Raw genomic sequence first — 15,287 nt, 5'->3', positions numbered from 1 at the left:
ACGCTTCTGAGAGAGAGGTGACAAGAGTATCCAGATTTCTCTAAGATCAGAGCACTGATTTCGAAAACAGTTTTTAGGAAGAGATTTATGGCTGATGAGATGGATCTTCGTCTTGCGGAGATTGAAAGAGAGAGATCCCAATTTCAACTTGCATTAGAGCAAGAAAAGACACTTCAGGCGAAGGCGGAAGCCACAGCGCGGAGGTCAGAAGGCTGGTTAAGGTTCGTTGTTGGTGGAGTGATCGGCGCCGTGGCGGCTTATTCGGTTGCTTTTCTCGAATATCGAAACAGAGATAGAGAGATCGATCTTGAGCTAGCCAAACTGAGCTTAACTATTCTTTCGGGTGAATATGACAAAGACAATCCCGGTGAAAGTCTACCGGCTCGGCTTTTTGCGCTGCGTGCTCTGCAAAAGGGTACAGGGGTATCAATTGATGAGCCCGACCTAACAAACTGGGCCCGAACGGGCGCGACACCAGCAAGTGATCAAGACATATGGGGGCTTTCCTATCCTGATTTCGATAGCATTTCTACTGGCCATCTTAAAAAACTCCTCGGCCCCGGTTCCTTGTCCGAGATAGAAGATACGTTGGCAGCCACCTCAGCGCTTGAACATTCGTTGCGGGCTGGGACTTTATTGAACGCAGAAATCCTTTGTACTACTCCATCAAACCAAGTTTATTGCGGGCAGCTTCTGGATGTTGAGCCTAGTTCCGGACGGCGATGCATCGCAGTTAAAGCACCAAATAATATCCATGGATGGCGTCCAATTTGCGCCCGTGAACTATTCCCGAAGCAATAGGATCATTCAGTGGGTTATGGGCTAGGTCAGCGTCCTCTTGTTTTACTTCACAACTTCGGCGCAAGGAACAAGTATTCAACACAAGCCATTCGCTGACCTTAACAACGCAACCAAATCAGAAGTCCTTTCTCGTAGGTCTAGGACGTCCAAGTCTGCGGGCTCACCACAGATGATGTTGGCCGCTTTAACCTTGTTGCCGCCTTTGTACGTCTTTCTTTGCTCCAAATTCTTCGGATCTTCCGTCCAAAAATGAAAAGCATGATCGAATTGGCGGGTTCTTCCTGGTTCCAAATACACCTTAGGGTGAATCTCTTTCAAAGCCGCTTGCAACTTCTCGCCATCTACATAGTTTTCAATTTCCCTACCCGCTGTTACCCATACCATTCCGCTACCGTCTTGGAACTCGTCCAACAAGCGCTGAGCGTGGGGTTTCAAAGGTTCGTCTGCTGAACCCTTGTCGCTGTCGAGCACAATTGCCAGATTTCGGTTCAAATCCCTAAGGTTAATGAATTTTTCCAGCGCCTCGTCAGACGTCGTCAAATGGCTTATCAGACCGCCTCCATAAAACATGATGCGATAGTGGACGCCCTCGATTAGCCGGTCATCAACAGCGCTGATCCAATGCTTGAGGTAAATTCTGTCGGAGGGACCTTCGACCCAAATCACAGCATTTGATTGCAAAATATCAGAAGCTTGGCACCCCAGGTCATCAAGTATCGCTCTTTGATTATCAACGGTGATGGCTGGCCTAACATAGGTTTGGCTTCCATCGTTTGAAACGTGAAAAATGGATGCGTTCGGCGTGTTGATGAATGCCGAAGAATGCGTGGCTATGAAGTATTGGCTGGATGTGTTCTCCAACAAGTAGTTCACCAACTTTCGCTGCAAGAGTGGGTGCAAATGGATCTCGGGCTCTTCGATACACATGATCGAGCCATCGTGAATAGTGCAGAACGCAGCGATCAAGATGACTTCATGAATTCCCGTGCCCAATGCAGAAAGCGGGAGCACTTTTTCGTCCATGTGAACCAACAAATGCTCCCTATCACTAGGAACTTCCAGCAACGCGTCAGGTTTGCCTGTAACTTCTCGGACGAAGCTATTTATTAGCCCAAATCGTTCCCGATCCTCCTGCGCTTCCCACTTAGGGTTTTGAAGAGCGGCCAGGTGATCAATTAATCCTTTTCCACTTAAGTCATCAAAGGCTTCCCCGGAGACGCCTAACTCTCGCTTTGCAGGAATCAAGTTCACAGATGGCAATTTTGGACGCGCCAGACCGTGTATGATATCGAGTGTCTGCGGAACCCAGTGCTGGAGTTCACCACCTCCTGAATTTCCGGTCAACCCAACCCAGATGTGGTACCAGTGGCTTGTCCAACCGGATGCTTCTTTTATCTCGACTTCTGGGAAAAAGGTAGGCTTGCCGTTCCTCAATTTAGTTGTCCAAACCGTGTCACGGAAGCTCAACTTATCGACAAGTAAATCAGCCAATCCCAATAAGTCGATCGAAAGACGCACCTGATTTTGACTTAACTTCTCAATACGGTGTTGAAGTCGCCGCTTAACTTGATCGGAGCTAAGCCCAATTAGGATAGTTGGTTCCCCAGTCTCATTGCCCCGATAACTATCCGCCGGATCTGAAACCAATATGTCTTCGTTGCTTACAACCTTTGAGATGTGCTGCGAAATTGCGTTTAGCACAATCGACTTTCCAGAGTTATTCTCACCGACAAAAAAATTCATGGTTGAGAAAGGTGCGATATATTGCGTTTCGGAACCAATGCCCCTGAAAAACCTTATCGCAACCCCATCGAGGTAAGTTGTCATAAATTAACCTTGGAGTATGTCTTCTGCTTCACTTATGTCTGGGCAGACTAAGTCGCACGAGGGTGTCGGTCCATCAGGTTTTTGCTACCGAGACCCTAAAAGTTCCCTACCGACCGCCAAAAGACTCCTCCACGCGTTTCTCGATGCGATCGAGCAACGGCAGCAGGTACCAGAGATTGTTCCCCGGCACCATTCGGCTGACCTTATCGATATCCCTGGTTGAAAGTTTCCCTGAGCCTGCGACGTGCTGTGATATCGCATTAGCCCCCTCGAATGCGCCCTTCGCGAGATCAACGGTGGGACCAACCAACCCCTCAAACTCGGAGCGGGCCCGCCAACGGGAAACGACTTCACCAGACGGTGACAGGGCACCTCCCATCATGGCGTTCACCGGGTTGTAAATCTCAAATAGCCACCCAGCCAAACCAGATCGGTCAAGGGCATCTTCCCATAGCGCGGACCCTGTTTTCCGGTCGTATCCTCCCACATCGGCTTTGATGTTGGACGTCAGAGCTCCCAGCAACAGCATTGTGACAACCGATGCCAGCATTGCCGCATCACCTTGCTGGATACCTGCCAAAACGATCCGGTGGTGGGCGGACCACGCGAAGTTTTTGAACTGAAATAGTGATTTTCCGAGCGTCGTGGAAAAGGCCAATGGCTTGTCCTGACCCGGCGTGATCACCATCAGATCGAATTCACGGGTCATCGCATGTTGAAACGCCTGAAAAGCTTCTTGGTCATCCCAACGTCCGGCCCGCGGCAGCCACAGCAAATCATCGGTGTCACCAAAGCGTTCGATCTGCACGGCAATTCTGTCCGCCATCCACGGTTCGATTCCGTTGGCCGCAAGATGGCGCAGTTGTTTCTTGGACGCAGAGCCTTTCCGTACGGCAACTGCGGCTTTGGCAATTCGAGAGGACACAAACGCGCCGCCGACCGTCTTCCACCCTGCGTTCCAGGGGATGACACCATTCAGATAACTGAAACTGTTGGTGATATCTCCCATAATACGTTCGGCGCGCGTAGCGCTGCCATAAGGGTCTATTAGGTTGGAGATTTCCATCGCCCGCCCGTTCAGATACCACTCTGCCGCCGCGCCAAGCTCGGACGCATCCTTAAGAGCGAGACCCAGCTTCTTTGGATCGGTCAATGCTGTGATTGATCCGAAGGCCGCTTCAATCCCCGACTGATGCAACAACTTGCCCAGGTCCGGGAGAGCTGAAATCATGAAACCACCGAGCAGTGACGTGTATGACAAAGAGCGGCCAATGCGACTGCCGACGATCCAAACATCGCGGGGGTTTTCGGGCAACTTGTACGATCCGCGAATTCGATCCCGCATCGCCAGCAAATCCCTGCGTGCATTCTTAGCCTCTCGTGCGATCCGGCCGCGCTCTTGCTGAGATTTGGCCAGCTTCATGCTCCTGGCTTCTTCCTCGTTGATGCGCGTCAATACGTCGGTCATGTCGATGTCACCGAATTCCCGGATGATTTCGAGGTCTGGGACCATCGTTTCAAAGTACCTCGCCATTACGGCCCGAACGTCTGATTCAAGCCATGGCTCCAACACCTCGTCTGGAACATCCAGAACCCTTGCACGCGAAGGCGAGCCCAGAGCGACGTTCCAGGCGGCTTGACCGGGTTTCAAACCCTTGATGGCCTGAATGGTCTCTTCGACAGCTGTGGCGACCTCCTCGTCGCTCTGGTTCGCGTATGTCAGATCCTTATCTTTCAGTTTCGCCTTTGCGGCGACGCGCCTATTGGCGGCGTCGCGCCGTTTCAGAAACTCGTGCTTAAGAACCGGGAGAATGTCGTCGGCGCTCCCGTCACCATAGTGCGCATTGATTTTTTCAACGTTGTAGATCCGAGAGAGGTAACTGCCGGCATCAGATAACTCCACACCATCAGGTATCAGCCCCAGATCCTCCGCCTCTTTCTTGACCGGTTCAAACAGGTTTCGGCGGATCGCATCGGCAACCGATTGAACCTGCGGGATCGGGTGTTTGTCGCCCCGACGCATCGCCTTGGCGACTTCCTCTGAAAACTCACGGATAGAAAGCTTGCGCGTCTTCCCGAGCAGATGCCCCCATTTGCCGGTAATTGGGGCAGTGATGGTCCCTATTGTGCCAACCGGACCATCGCGTTCGTATTCCGCATAGAACCGGGTCAAGTCCGCCATCAGAGAAGTAAGCTCAGTGTTGCGCCGCGTTTTCACCCGGGTTTCAACCGGAACCCGTCCTCCGAGAGCGGTGCGCCCATCCTTAGCGATGTCAAGCTCAAGAACAGGCTCTGCCAGCCGCGCAGTCGCCGCCCGCACCTCGGTGAAATCACTCAAGGTCGTGCGAAGCAATGGATCAGACCCGACAAAATGGCGTCCAAACAGCGGGATGTTCTTGATCCCCTGAAACACACCTTCTCGCCTCAGCTTGAAATCGTCGCCTGACACCGTGGCTGCGGCGCTGAGCGAACGAATTCCCTGATCGACTTCATGAACAGTCTTGATTGCGGTTTCGGCGCGCAGCGAAGCCGCCTTGAATTCCGCTGATGCAATCTTCCCGGCCGCCGCCCCAAGAACGGCACCAAGAACAAACGATCCCCCGATGGCAAACGCGCTTTCCTCGGCTGTCCGGGTTTCCTGTGTGCCCTGAAGAACGGTTTCATCAAGGGCCGCGGCAAAAGCAGCGGACCCCGCAACGGTCAGCCCGGTACGCGCGATGGAAACACCCTTGGCGCCTTTGACAACTGCCCCGCCGGGGATAAGCGATGACGGTGACAGCAGGGCCGCCCCCATCTGGGACAGCACCCCGATCCCCCCGGCTGCGTCAAGGACCGCCCGATCCTCTCGCTCCCTGTCGATCTGGGCTTTCATCGCGACAACATCTTCGACATCACGGGCCCCCGCGAACCGGCCCGCATAGTCCTCGTACTCGGTGCCCTGGATATCATCCCACGGCCTGTAATCCGGATCGAAGGGTTTCAGCGGATCATAGTTGAAACTGGTGACAGCGGAGACAACCGGGTTTTCGGTGCGAAAGGCAGCACCAAGGATATCACCGATACCGTTTGGGGCTTCCTCGGTGGGGGTCACGCTCAACCCGTCAGGCAGGGCCAAAGGGCCGAAGAAATCGTCGGTGTCTTTGAAGGGCATCACATAGCTTTCCATTGGTGTTGGTCTCACGACGATTGCCGCTTGAAGAAAACCGGGCAATGCACCCGCCCTTCCGCGCGGCCGCCAGGGCCAGTGCATTTCGCGGCCTCGTCTTTTTGTCCAAGACCCAAGGCATGGAGACACCAAATTTGACAAAGGCCCTGCGGGAACGGGGATGGCGGATCGCTTCGGTCCACGGAACTAAGATGTGCCTGCAATGCGTCCACATAGGTTGCGTTGAGACCAGGACGATATCGCTGGCTGAACCTGTGGAACCACCCGCACCCTGCACCGCCAGACATATCAAAGGCTATGATGCCCAAACCTTCGAGATGTACCTCGCTCTGGTGGGCACCTTCAGAGACAGGCGCAGCGCGCTGGGGCTCAGCCAGGAAGACCTGACCGCTGCCATGGGCGTTGCCGATGGCTACGTCAACAAGCTCGAAAGCCTCGCACGTGTTGCCACCTTTCCAACTCTTATTTTGTGGGCGCAGACACTAGGCTTTTCGATCACGACCACGCCCATACCGCTGCCGACGGCAACCACCAGCGCCATAGAAGCCCGCAAGGGCAATCCGTACCAACCAAATCAGGCGAGATACAAACATGCTTTGTGAGAGGCCCGTAGAGGGGCGGAACGCGCCATTAGCACCCCTGGACACCTAAAAGGGCCCTTTGGGCGGCTGTGCAACGCCCCAGCGAGCCTGTGAACCCGCTTCGCCTAACCCTCTCCCATTCCCAAGTCCGATCAAACCCAGAAAAGACCATCAGATGACGTCAATCAGTTCACATACATCGACCGCGCCGAACTTCGACGGCCTGCGATTGGGCAAGAATTCAATCGAAGCGCTTGAGATCATGGCCTGGCAGGGCGTCCCCTTGCATCACGCCGCGAAAATGGTGGGAATGCGCCGCGGTAACCTTGAGCGTGCTTTCAATCTCCCGCAGGTCCGTCAGCGCTATAACCAACTCACCCAGTATATACGCAACAACGAAGGACAGGCCGCTATAGCACGTATCGGGGAGTTGGCGCGGAGCGCGAAGAGCGAACATGTCAGGCTGGAGGCCAATCAATGGCTTGCCGGTGTGCAGGGTGTCGCCCCGATCACCAGGGTTCAGGGTATATACCGCCACAACCACACGTTTGAAGGCTTCGAGTTCGATGATCCGACCGAATATGCCGAAACTATCAATGGCGAAGCAGTCGAAGACGACGCGAAGCGAGATCCCGAAGATAGGGTATATACCGATGAAAGCTAGGTCGAAGACACTCATAGGTCGTAGGAAGTCGCTCATTGGCGGTGCCCGCCCCTCACTACATCGCTCTAAATCACGTCGCAAATTCACGTTGAAAAAAACGCCAAAAATCCCAGCGCGAAAACGCAAGGATTCTCAATTGTTTGACCTGTTCACAGATATGCTGGATTGAGCGAAAAAGGCGTGATTTCAGGCGGGTAAGATCAGTGGGATTTGCCTGCATTGGCCCTCGCGCGCGCCAAAAAGGGTCGTCGCCAACTCCAAAATCCCAGATTTTCCAGCCGATTGCGAACACCCCCAGTGCATGGCGCGGCAGCTGTCTGACCGCGTAGTCTGTTTCTGATGACAACACCAACTTGGAGCACCACCATGAACCTGTGTTCAACCGCAGAAGAACGTAATACGGCCAAGCTGAGATTTGCGGAGGCCGTATTACACGTCTGGTACAAGGCCGACGGTCGATTTCAGACCGCTGCAACAGAAGCCGCTGGCGCCCTCGCCAAAAAGAGAGGCAGAAATGAACAGGACGCAATGCTGGAATTTCAGATTGCCGCCGACGCATTGTCGAGATCTGCTGGCGATGCGGTCCGAGCCCAGACCGAGGAGTCAAAACGGCAGGGCGATATCCGACGCGAACAACGCGAAAAGGATGAAGCTGTTCGGCGTCAGATTCGCTCGGCTTGATCTTCCCTTTGTGATTGAGAACAGCTTACCATTTTTTGTGAATGGTAAGCCGCTCAATCCCTTCTAAGCAAAAAACACCCTGTAGATCGATTTGGATAACTGTACTGCGCCGCTGCCTCGGCGCCGGAGGCGCTAATTACTAGTATGCGTTTCGCTGAGAGGTATCTACCTGAGCGTGACTATTTTAGCGCCTGGATTGCAAGTCAACGACACCCGTGTGAGACGTTTGGTATATCCTATGTATACCGGCGGAAGTGACTTCCGGGTATTTTTCCGGGTTTGATGCACCTTTCACTTCCGGGTTTCTCTGACGCACTGCGGGCTGAAATTTTGGGTCAGTTAACTTCGTTATCAACTTGGGGTGCGGGTTAGCCTTATGAGCAACCAGAAAACGCTTCAGATGAACTAAAGAGACTTGGAAACGTGTCGCACGTCTCCCACCCTTTGCGTACATGATTGGATTAACCACCCCGAAGTCTCGAAGGATCGCGAAATTTACTCGCGCCTGTCGGGGGGTGACCTCTCCCCATGCGGCCATCTTTTCCATCCCGGGATGAATGTAAGAATGGCGAGATAACAAGTGCACCAACCAATGACGAACAACACCGCATATCTGTTCCCGTAGTGAATCGGGAATGTCGCTCCGACGCATTGTGTTTCTTAGGTGGCGTACAAGATCGTCTATACGTTCTATTTCTTCTGGTTTTCGGGCGTGTTGTTTTCTGCTGGATTGCATCGACCTACTTCTTGATTTGAAGCGGCGCGGGAGGTATCTTGTGTTTATCGAGAACAAAATACCGAACCCCCGCCGAGCTTTGCTGGTGGGGGTTTTGTTTAGGCGGCAGTATGCTGCTCGACCAATGCACGGATATCTGCGGCGCGCCAACGAACAGATCGACCGATCTTGATGGGTTTAGGCAAATCACCGTTCTTGACATGTCGCCAGATGCTCGACTCCCCGAGGCTCAGCATGAATGCGACCTCACGGACATTGATTAATTCTGGTGAACTGGTTTGTGACTGGTTCATCTTCTCACCTGTTTCTTGTGACATGCAGTGAGAATATTTGATCGGGTTTCGCTGGATCATGGGAAATCTAAAGCTCAAAAATTCCCATATAAAGGCCGAGGTTCTAAAAAGCGTTGTACTTCCTCCTCGTCAAATCCGACAGCGGTTAGCTTTCTTTCTCGAAGTAACCAAGTTTTTTTTAACGCGGCTAAGCTCGGAGAGTCCCTCGAATAGATGCGGTCAACAACTTCTTTAAGCCGCGAACTCCCACTCTTAGCGCTTTGATCTTTCCGCGTGGTTTCGGACGGCTGATCGTTTTCAGTAGGCTTCCAACCAATTTCACAACCGACTTGCAGCGCCATAACAATTAGCGCGTCTCGAACTGCCTTTGGTCGATTGTTTGTTGGTGGCTCCGATACCAATAACCCAGCAGCCATTGCTCGGTGTCCAGGCATCAGTTCTGAGCCATGCAAGAGCGTCGCCGCCATTGTCCGTTTCGCCAGCCGAAAGAACTCACCGTCAATTGGCGCAAAATATAGAGGAAGCGCGAAAGCGTAAGTCGTATCATCTTTGAATCTGTGCAGCAGTTTGTCATTGTCTGTAGAGAAGTCGTGTCTCTGTGCTGTTCTCCACGCAATGATTGTGGCCAACACTTCAAAAGACCACTCGTAAGACTCGACATTCCACAAGTCTCTCAGTTTGAAAAATCGCCGAAAGACATCAGTGTACTCTGGGCTCATACCCTCACCATCTGAACAACGTCACCTGCTGTGCCGGACGCGTACTTGCCCCAGGCATCCATGACGGCACGACGCCTATCAAACAGGTCTGACCGCGCATATGCACGCTCCACCTGATCCCCGTAGGTGTGGTGAAGTGCGGCCTCTGCAACCGCACGATCCACTTTGGAACTTTCGCTGCACCAGTCGCGGAAAGTCGAACGAAACCCGTGGGTCGTCAGCCCCTCTCGTTTCATCCGAGACATCAGGGCTTTGAAGACAGTGTCAGACATGGGTTTGGACCGGCCATCCTTGCCGCGCTGGACGCTGGGAAACACCAGATCGCGGTCGAACCCCTTAACAGCCTCCAAAACAGCCAGAGCCTCCGCACAAAGCGGCACACGGTGCGGCAAACGGCGCTTCGTCCGTTCGGCGGGTATAGTCCATATACCGTCCTTGATTTCGCCCCAGCGGGCGCCACGTGCCTCGCCTGATCTGGCAGCCGTCAGTATAATGAACTCAAGACAACGCGCCGAAATGCCGTCACGCTCACTCAGGTCTGCCATGAAGTCGGGAAGATCCCGCCACGGCAGCGAGGCCATATGCTCGGGGCGTTGCTTTATGGTCGGCAGGGCCTTGGCAACGCCGTTGACCGGGTTTTCGTGGGGATAGTGACCGGCGCCCTTTGCCCAATCGAATACCGAGGCGATCCGCTGCTTGATCCTCTTGGCGGTGTCGTGCTTTTTAGCCCAAATCGGCGAAAGAGCCGCAAGCACTTCGGCAGATCCAACCGCTTCGATTGGCCGATCTCCAAAAACCGGAAACACATCGTTTTCCAGCGATGCCAACCACTTTTTCCCGTGCTTTTCGTTGCTCCAAGTCGGCAACAGGTTCTTGTGCACTTTACGCGCGGCCTGTTCGAAGGTCATGCCGCCGTGCTTTCGCACTTTGTCCGGGTCACCACCCTTTCGGGCGATAATGCGTAGATCCCTGGCAATCTCACGAGCTTCAGCCAGTGTGACAACGCTAGCGGAACCAATTCCCAATTCTCGGCGACGGCCTTGAACAACAGTCCTCAGTATCCAGGACTTAGCTTTTGTAGGGCCCACACGAAGGTAAAGCCCTTCGCCATCGCCATACATTCCGGGTTCTTGCAAGCTGCTCACTTTCTTGACTGTCAACTTGGGCATTTGGTTCCCTCAATTTGTCCCGCCAAAATCTGTCCCGCCACAATTCCCACCATTTGGTGGCGGGACAGAGTGAAGCTTAGTGATAAGGCTTGATAGCCTATGACAAAGAACGTATCAATATATAAGGAGAAATTGAGCTAGTGAGATTTGGTGAGAAATAAGTTTGGTAGCCTCCTCCGCTACCAATTCCCCAGAGCATCAAACCGAAACACCACTTGTGGTTTTTCTTTTGATTTCAGCGCTCATCGATCCGGCGGAAGATCGAGATATGGTGCCGCGCGTGTGATTTCGACAGCGTCCTGTACCCCGTCCGTATTCAAGTGGATGTTCAGCTGGCCAGTCCCACTGAACCGCGCGAAATAGGCGAACTCGATCATGTTCAGCGCATTCATATCCTGACACTGAATGACATAGTCCGCCTGAAACTCCGAGTGACTCTCCTCCGTTGTGGAGCCTGTGACTGCGTTTGCCTCGCCACTCTGCCGTGTGATTCCATATGTCAGAACCACATGGGCGGTCACCGTAGAGCACCCAGCTTCGGGAGGGGTTACGAACAGGTCCAGCGGGTCGGAAAGCTCTGACATTGCTATGGCCACACGCGTGCGGTTGTCATCGTTTTCAACCGGGGATTCGAACCCGACGATATCCATGCTGGGCACCCGGAGTGCCAACGAAAACCCGGTTTCAGAAAACACGATATCGATCTGGCCCGAACCGTGGTGATGAGGCGTGGAAACCTGCGTTGCTTGCGCTGCAAGTGCCGCAGGAAACAGGAACAAGGCCAGAACCATGCGCTTCATGAACAACAAACCACCTACAAAGAATCACTTGGCGGATTTTAGCCCGAAACATGTACCGCACAATGTGATCCGCCGGACCGAACCCCCGCCAGATATGGGGACAGTGGCAACCGAGTCAGCGGTTTCTTTATCCGACAAAAAAACTCAGATTGACAATGTTGACTTTTTAACTCAGTTATTTCAACGAAAGCCGCCGCGGGAACAATCCCGCCTGATTTGACAGTTCAGACAAGAAAGTAACGACCCCTATGACCAAGTTGTTTGCAACAGCCAGCGCTTTGACATTTGCGACAGCCACTTTTGCTTTTGCCGGTGATGTGCCGACAAAAGCGGATATTCTGGAAACCTATGCCGATATTGCCGAAGCCAAGTATGACGACAGCCTGACTGCGGCAAAGGTTTTGCGGGACGCAGTCGGTGCGCTGATTGCCGAACCCTCGGACGCGACCCTGACTGCGGCACGGGCAGCATGGGTTGCAGCGCGTGTGCCTTATCAACAGACCGAAGTTTATCGTTTTGGCAACGCAATCGTTGATGACTGGGAAGGCAAAGTAAACGGTTGGCCACTGGATGAAGGTCTGATTGATTATGTCGACGCGGCCTATGGTGGCGCGACGGATGAGAACGAATTTGCGGTTCTGAATGTCATCGCCAACCCCAGCTTCGAACTTTCGGGCGAAACCATTGACGCCAGCGAGATTACTCCGGAACTGCTGAGCGAAACCCTGCACGAAGCTGATGGTATCGAAGCCAATGTCGCGACAGGTTATCACGCTATCGAGTTCCTGCTGTGGGGTCAGGACATGAACGGCCACGGGGCCGGTGCAGGCAACCGTCCAGCCACTGATTATGCAAACGGCGATACCTGCACTGGTGGCAATTGCGACCGTCGTGCCCAGTATCTGAGCGCCGCAACCGACCTGCTGGTCAGCGACCTGAGCTGGATGGCGGACCAGTGGAAACAAGGCGGCGCGGCGCGCGCGGCGCTGATGGAAAACGAAACTGGGGGTGTCAGTGCGATCCTGACCGGTATGGGTTCACTGTCCTACGGTGAACAGGCGGGTGAGCGGATGCGTCTGGGCCTGATGCTGAACGACCCGGAAGAAGAACATGATTGCTTTTCGGACAACACCCACAACAGCCATTACTACGACGGGCTGGGCGTTCAGAACGTCTATCTGGGCAGCTATACCCGCATCGATGGCACACCTGTATCGGGCGCATCGCTGGCCGATCTGGTAATCGCAACTGATCCGGCACTGGACGCCGAGATGAAGGCGAAACTAGCCGTCACGATGCAAGCCCTTGGCAGGATCAAATCGACCGCGGAAGCAGGGTTTGCCTATGACCAGATGCTGGAACGCGGCAACGAAGGCGGTGAAACCCTGATCATGGCCGGCGTCAACGGCCTGATCGACCAGACCAAAACAATCGAGCGCATCGTGACCGCACTGGAACTGGACCAGATCGAATTTGAAGGATCAGACAGTCTGGATAACCCCGACGCGGTATTCCACTAAACACGAACGCGTACCGGGAGCTTGCCTGCCCCCGGCACACTCAGCACGCTGACCCGCCAGCCCTTTGAACCACACAAACCCAAGTCAACAACCATGATTGTCTGCCACTGCACCAACATCTCGGACCACGACATCCGCGCCGCCATCGACTGGATGCGAACAGCCGACCCCCGAACCATCATCACCCCCGGCAAGGTTTACCGTGCTCTTGGAAAATCGGCGGATTGCGGCGGATGCATGCCTCTGTTTCTGGACACGATGCGGTCAAGCGATAATCTCGAAGTACCCATGCAACTCCGCGCCCTGCGCGCGGTGGTATCACAGGAGAGTGCAGATGAAGGGCGATCCAAAAGTCATCGAATATCTCAACAAATCTCTGCGGCATGAACTGACTGCTGTCAGCCAATACTGGCTGCATTACCGGTTGCAGGAAGACTGGGGGCTTGGCCACATGGCCAAGAAAAGCCGCGAGGAAAGCATCGAAGAGATGGGCCACGCGGACAAGCTGATCGAACGGATCATCTTTCTGGAAGGCCACCCCAACCTTCAGAAGCTTGACCCGCTTCGGATCGGTCAAACACCAAAGGAAACGCTGGAATGCGACCTTGCGGCCGAGATCGATGCACGGGCCCTGTACAAGGAAGCGCGCGAATACTGTCGGGATGCCGGCGACTATGTCTCGATGTCGCTGTTCGAAACGTTGATGTCCGATGAAGAGGGCCATATCGACTTTCTCGAAACGCAGCTCGACCTCTATGAAAGGATCGGCGAAGCCAATTATGCGCAACTCAACGCATCGAAAATGGACGAAGGCGAGTAGCCTTGTCGCCCTGTCGGCGGTGGCCTTCGCGGCCACCCCTTCCCTGTCAGCCGAACTGCAGGATCTGCATCTGAATGTCACCCCCCGCACTGACGATGAACGCGCCCGGATTGCCGTTGTCACAGCACCCCCTCAGGATTTCAGCGCACCGCAGCAGTTTGAAGAACTGCCCGCCGGGGCCGCGACTGTTCGGGTCCGTACGGACGCGGATGCGTTCTCGCAACCGTCAGACAACCTGAGCTTTGAACAGGAGCTGAATTTCAAAGTCGGAAACGGGCTGTTCAAGAAGGTCTGGGTTTCGTCGCCCTCATCAACGCTCGCCTCTGACGGGTTGGGGCCGCTCTATAACGCGCGGTCGTGCCAGCGCTGCCACATCAAGGATGGGCGCGGACACACGCCAAACGGGCCCGATGACAACGCAGTTTCGATGTTTCTGCGGGTCTCGATCCCAGGCACGTCGGAAGATGGTTATGCAGCGATCGAAGATTACATCGCCACTCTGCCCGAGCCTACCTATGGTGGACAGATGCAGGATTTCGCACTGGCAGGTCATCCAGCGGAATACCGGCTGGACATCTCGTACGAAGAAATCCCGGTAGAGCTTTCTGACGGTGAAACCGCCTCACTACGCCGCCCGACTTATCAGGCAGCCGATCTGGGTTATGGCCCGCTGCACCCCGACGCGATGCTAAGCCCCCGGGTCGCGCCACAGATGATCGGGCTTGGCCTGTTGGAAACGATCCCGGTCGAAGACCTGCTTGCCAACGCCGACCCGGACGATTTGGATGGGGACGGCATATCGGGCCGGCCGAATATCGTCTGGTCGGTCGAGTTTGACAGGCCGATGATGGGCCGGTTCGGTCACAAGGCGGGGATGCCGACAGTTATGGAACAATCGGCTGCTGCTTTTGCCGGGGATATCGGCATATCGAACCCACTCTACCCTGCTCCGCACGGGGATTGCACCAATGTGCAGGTGAACTGCATCAAAGCCCCGCACGGCGACAATGATGAGCGCGGCTTTGAGATCGATCATCAGGGTATGGACCTGGTCGCATTCTACAGCCGCAATCTGGGGGTGCCGGGTCGCCGCGACGTGGACAACCCCAAGGTGTTGCGCGGGAAAGAGGTATTTCATGCGACTGGCTGCGCGTCATGCCACACACCGTCACATGTCACTCATCGGATGGAAGATCGACCCGAGCACAGTTTTCAGCTGATTTGGCCCTACACCGACCTGTTGCTGCATGATCTGGGCGAAGGTCTGGCCGACAATCGCCCCGAGGCCCGAGCGACAGGGCGGGAATGGCGGACGCCGCCTTTGTGGGGCATTGGCCTGACGAAACGCGTCTCGGGCCACACAGAGTTTCTGCATGACGGGCGGGCGCGCACCTTGCTTGAAGCAATCCTGTGGCATGGCGGTGAAGCGCAGGCTACCCGAGACACCGTAGTTTCGATGCCCAAGGCAGACCGTGACGCCCTGATCCAATTTCTGGAGAGCCTCTGACCC

The 15,287-nt window shown here is 54.5% G+C and carries 14 protein-coding genes; 8 read left to right on the top strand and 6 right to left on the bottom strand.

Going from position 1 to position 15,287, the window contains the following annotated elements:
• Window positions 1–87 precede the first annotated feature (87 nt).
• Entirely contained in the window at window positions 88–801 is a 714-nt protein-coding gene (locus AC2FND_RS02980; RefSeq protein ID WP_496767823.1) for a hypothetical protein, read from the top strand.
• Between the two features lie 75 nt (window positions 802–876).
• Here the strand turns inward: AC2FND_RS02980 and AC2FND_RS02975 are convergent, their stop codons facing one another.
• Window positions 877–2,628, bottom strand: a complete 1,752-nt coding sequence (locus tag AC2FND_RS02975) for an ATP-dependent nuclease (RefSeq protein ID WP_496767821.1) — start codon at window positions 2,626–2,628, stop codon at window positions 877–879.
• 106 nt (window positions 2,629–2,734) lie between these two features.
• On the bottom strand, window positions 2,735–5,809 hold the full coding sequence (locus tag AC2FND_RS02970) for a hypothetical protein (RefSeq protein WP_496767819.1): 3,075 nt from the start codon (window positions 5,807–5,809) through the stop codon (window positions 2,735–2,737).
• A 104-nt stretch (window positions 5,810–5,913) separates the two neighbouring features.
• Here AC2FND_RS02970 and AC2FND_RS02965 point away from each other — a divergent pair, with 104 nt between their 5' ends.
• The 3 genes from AC2FND_RS02965 to AC2FND_RS02955 all read left to right on the top strand — a co-directional run bounded on the left by AC2FND_RS02965 (window position 5,914) and on the right by AC2FND_RS02955 (window position 7,720).
• Window positions 5,914–6,396, top strand: coding sequence for a helix-turn-helix domain-containing protein (locus tag AC2FND_RS02965; protein WP_496767817.1), 483 nt, complete (start codon window positions 5,914–5,916; stop codon window positions 6,394–6,396).
• Between the two features lie 154 nt (window positions 6,397–6,550).
• Window positions 6,551–7,039, top strand: coding sequence for a hypothetical protein (locus tag AC2FND_RS02960; RefSeq protein ID WP_496767815.1), 489 nt, complete (start codon window positions 6,551–6,553; stop codon window positions 7,037–7,039).
• Window positions 7,040–7,405: 366 nt separating this feature from the next.
• Complete coding sequence (locus tag AC2FND_RS02955) at window positions 7,406–7,720, top strand: hypothetical protein (protein WP_496767813.1); 315 nt, start codon at window positions 7,406–7,408, stop codon at window positions 7,718–7,720.
• A gap of 834 nt (window positions 7,721–8,554) precedes the next feature.
• On the opposite strand, the gene AC2FND_RS02950 is transcribed toward AC2FND_RS02955, so the two are convergent.
• The 4 genes from AC2FND_RS02950 to AC2FND_RS02935 form a co-directional block, all read right to left on the bottom strand.
• The gene (locus AC2FND_RS02950; protein WP_496767811.1) at window positions 8,555–8,749 is read right to left on the bottom strand and encodes a helix-turn-helix transcriptional regulator; all 195 of its coding nucleotides are present in this window, start codon (window positions 8,747–8,749) and stop codon (window positions 8,555–8,557) included.
• A 74-nt stretch (window positions 8,750–8,823) separates the two neighbouring features.
• Window positions 8,824–9,468, bottom strand: a complete 645-nt coding sequence (locus AC2FND_RS02945; protein WP_496767809.1) for a hypothetical protein — start codon at window positions 9,466–9,468, stop codon at window positions 8,824–8,826.
• A complete protein-coding gene (locus AC2FND_RS02940; protein WP_496767807.1) occupies window positions 9,465–10,637 on the bottom strand; it encodes a tyrosine-type recombinase/integrase in 1,173 nt (390 codons plus the stop codon). Before AC2FND_RS02940 ends, AC2FND_RS02945 begins: the two co-directional genes overlap by 4 nt.
• 242 nt (window positions 10,638–10,879) lie before the next feature.
• Window positions 10,880–11,437, bottom strand: coding sequence for a ZrgA family zinc uptake protein (locus AC2FND_RS02935; RefSeq protein WP_496767805.1), 558 nt, complete (start codon window positions 11,435–11,437; stop codon window positions 10,880–10,882).
• A 248-nt stretch (window positions 11,438–11,685) separates the two neighbouring features.
• Here AC2FND_RS02935 and AC2FND_RS02930 point away from each other — a divergent pair, with 248 nt between their 5' ends.
• The 4 genes from AC2FND_RS02930 (at window position 11,686) to AC2FND_RS02915 (ending at window position 15,284) form a co-directional block, all read left to right on the top strand.
• Window positions 11,686–12,957: an imelysin family protein gene (locus AC2FND_RS02930; RefSeq protein ID WP_496767803.1), complete on the top strand. Its 1,272-nt coding sequence runs from the start codon at window positions 11,686–11,688 to the stop codon at window positions 12,955–12,957.
• Window positions 12,958–13,050: 93 nt separating this feature from the next.
• Window positions 13,051–13,344 (top strand): (2Fe-2S)-binding protein, encoded by a 294-nt coding sequence (locus AC2FND_RS02925; RefSeq protein ID WP_496767850.1) that lies wholly within the window; start codon window positions 13,051–13,053, stop codon window positions 13,342–13,344.
• Window positions 13,292–13,777, top strand: a complete 486-nt coding sequence (gene bfr / locus AC2FND_RS02920) for a bacterioferritin (RefSeq protein ID WP_209597970.1) — start codon at window positions 13,292–13,294, stop codon at window positions 13,775–13,777. The genes AC2FND_RS02925 and bfr overlap by 53 nt, the downstream gene beginning before the upstream one ends.
• A complete protein-coding gene (locus AC2FND_RS02915; RefSeq protein ID WP_496767800.1) occupies window positions 13,737–15,284 on the top strand; it encodes a di-heme oxidoreductase family protein in 1,548 nt (515 codons plus the stop codon). The genes bfr and AC2FND_RS02915 overlap by 41 nt, the downstream gene beginning before the upstream one ends.
• Window positions 15,285–15,287: the final 3 nt, after the last annotated feature.

Source organism: Ruegeria sp. BHSB056, assembly GCF_059613305.1.
The sequence above is the reverse complement of the archived record's forward strand: the minus strand, read 5'-3'. Positions and strand labels throughout refer to the sequence as shown.

Bases quoted from the DNA above. Each gene is read 5' to 3' on its own strand.
- AC2FND_RS02980 (WP_496767823.1), top strand. From the start codon at position 88: ATGGCTGATGAGATGGATCTTCGTCTTGCGGAGATTGAAAGAGAGAGA.
- AC2FND_RS02975 (WP_496767821.1), bottom strand. From the start codon at position 2,628: ATGACAACTTACCTCGATGGGGTTGCGATAAGGTTTTTCAGGGGCATT.
- AC2FND_RS02965 (WP_496767817.1), top strand. From the start codon at position 5,914: ATGGAGACACCAAATTTGACAAAGGCCCTGCGGGAACGGGGATGGCGG.
- AC2FND_RS02960 (WP_496767815.1), top strand. From the start codon at position 6,551: ATGACGTCAATCAGTTCACATACATCGACCGCGCCGAACTTCGACGGC.
- AC2FND_RS02955 (WP_496767813.1), top strand. From the start codon at position 7,406: ATGAACCTGTGTTCAACCGCAGAAGAACGTAATACGGCCAAGCTGAGA.
- AC2FND_RS02950 (WP_496767811.1), bottom strand. From the start codon at position 8,749: ATGAACCAGTCACAAACCAGTTCACCAGAATTAATCAATGTCCGTGAG.
- AC2FND_RS02945 (WP_496767809.1), bottom strand. From the start codon at position 9,468: ATGAGCCCAGAGTACACTGATGTCTTTCGGCGATTTTTCAAACTGAGA.
- AC2FND_RS02940 (WP_496767807.1), bottom strand. From the start codon at position 10,637: ATGCCCAAGTTGACAGTCAAGAAAGTGAGCAGCTTGCAAGAACCCGGA.
- AC2FND_RS02935 (WP_496767805.1), bottom strand. From the start codon at position 11,437: ATGAAGCGCATGGTTCTGGCCTTGTTCCTGTTTCCTGCGGCACTTGCA.
- AC2FND_RS02930 (WP_496767803.1), top strand. From the start codon at position 11,686: ATGACCAAGTTGTTTGCAACAGCCAGCGCTTTGACATTTGCGACAGCC.
- AC2FND_RS02925 (WP_496767850.1), top strand. From the start codon at position 13,051: ATGATTGTCTGCCACTGCACCAACATCTCGGACCACGACATCCGCGCC.
- bfr (WP_209597970.1), top strand. From the start codon at position 13,292: ATGAAGGGCGATCCAAAAGTCATCGAATATCTCAACAAATCTCTGCGG.
- AC2FND_RS02915 (WP_496767800.1), top strand. From the start codon at position 13,737: ATGCGCAACTCAACGCATCGAAAATGGACGAAGGCGAGTAGCCTTGTC.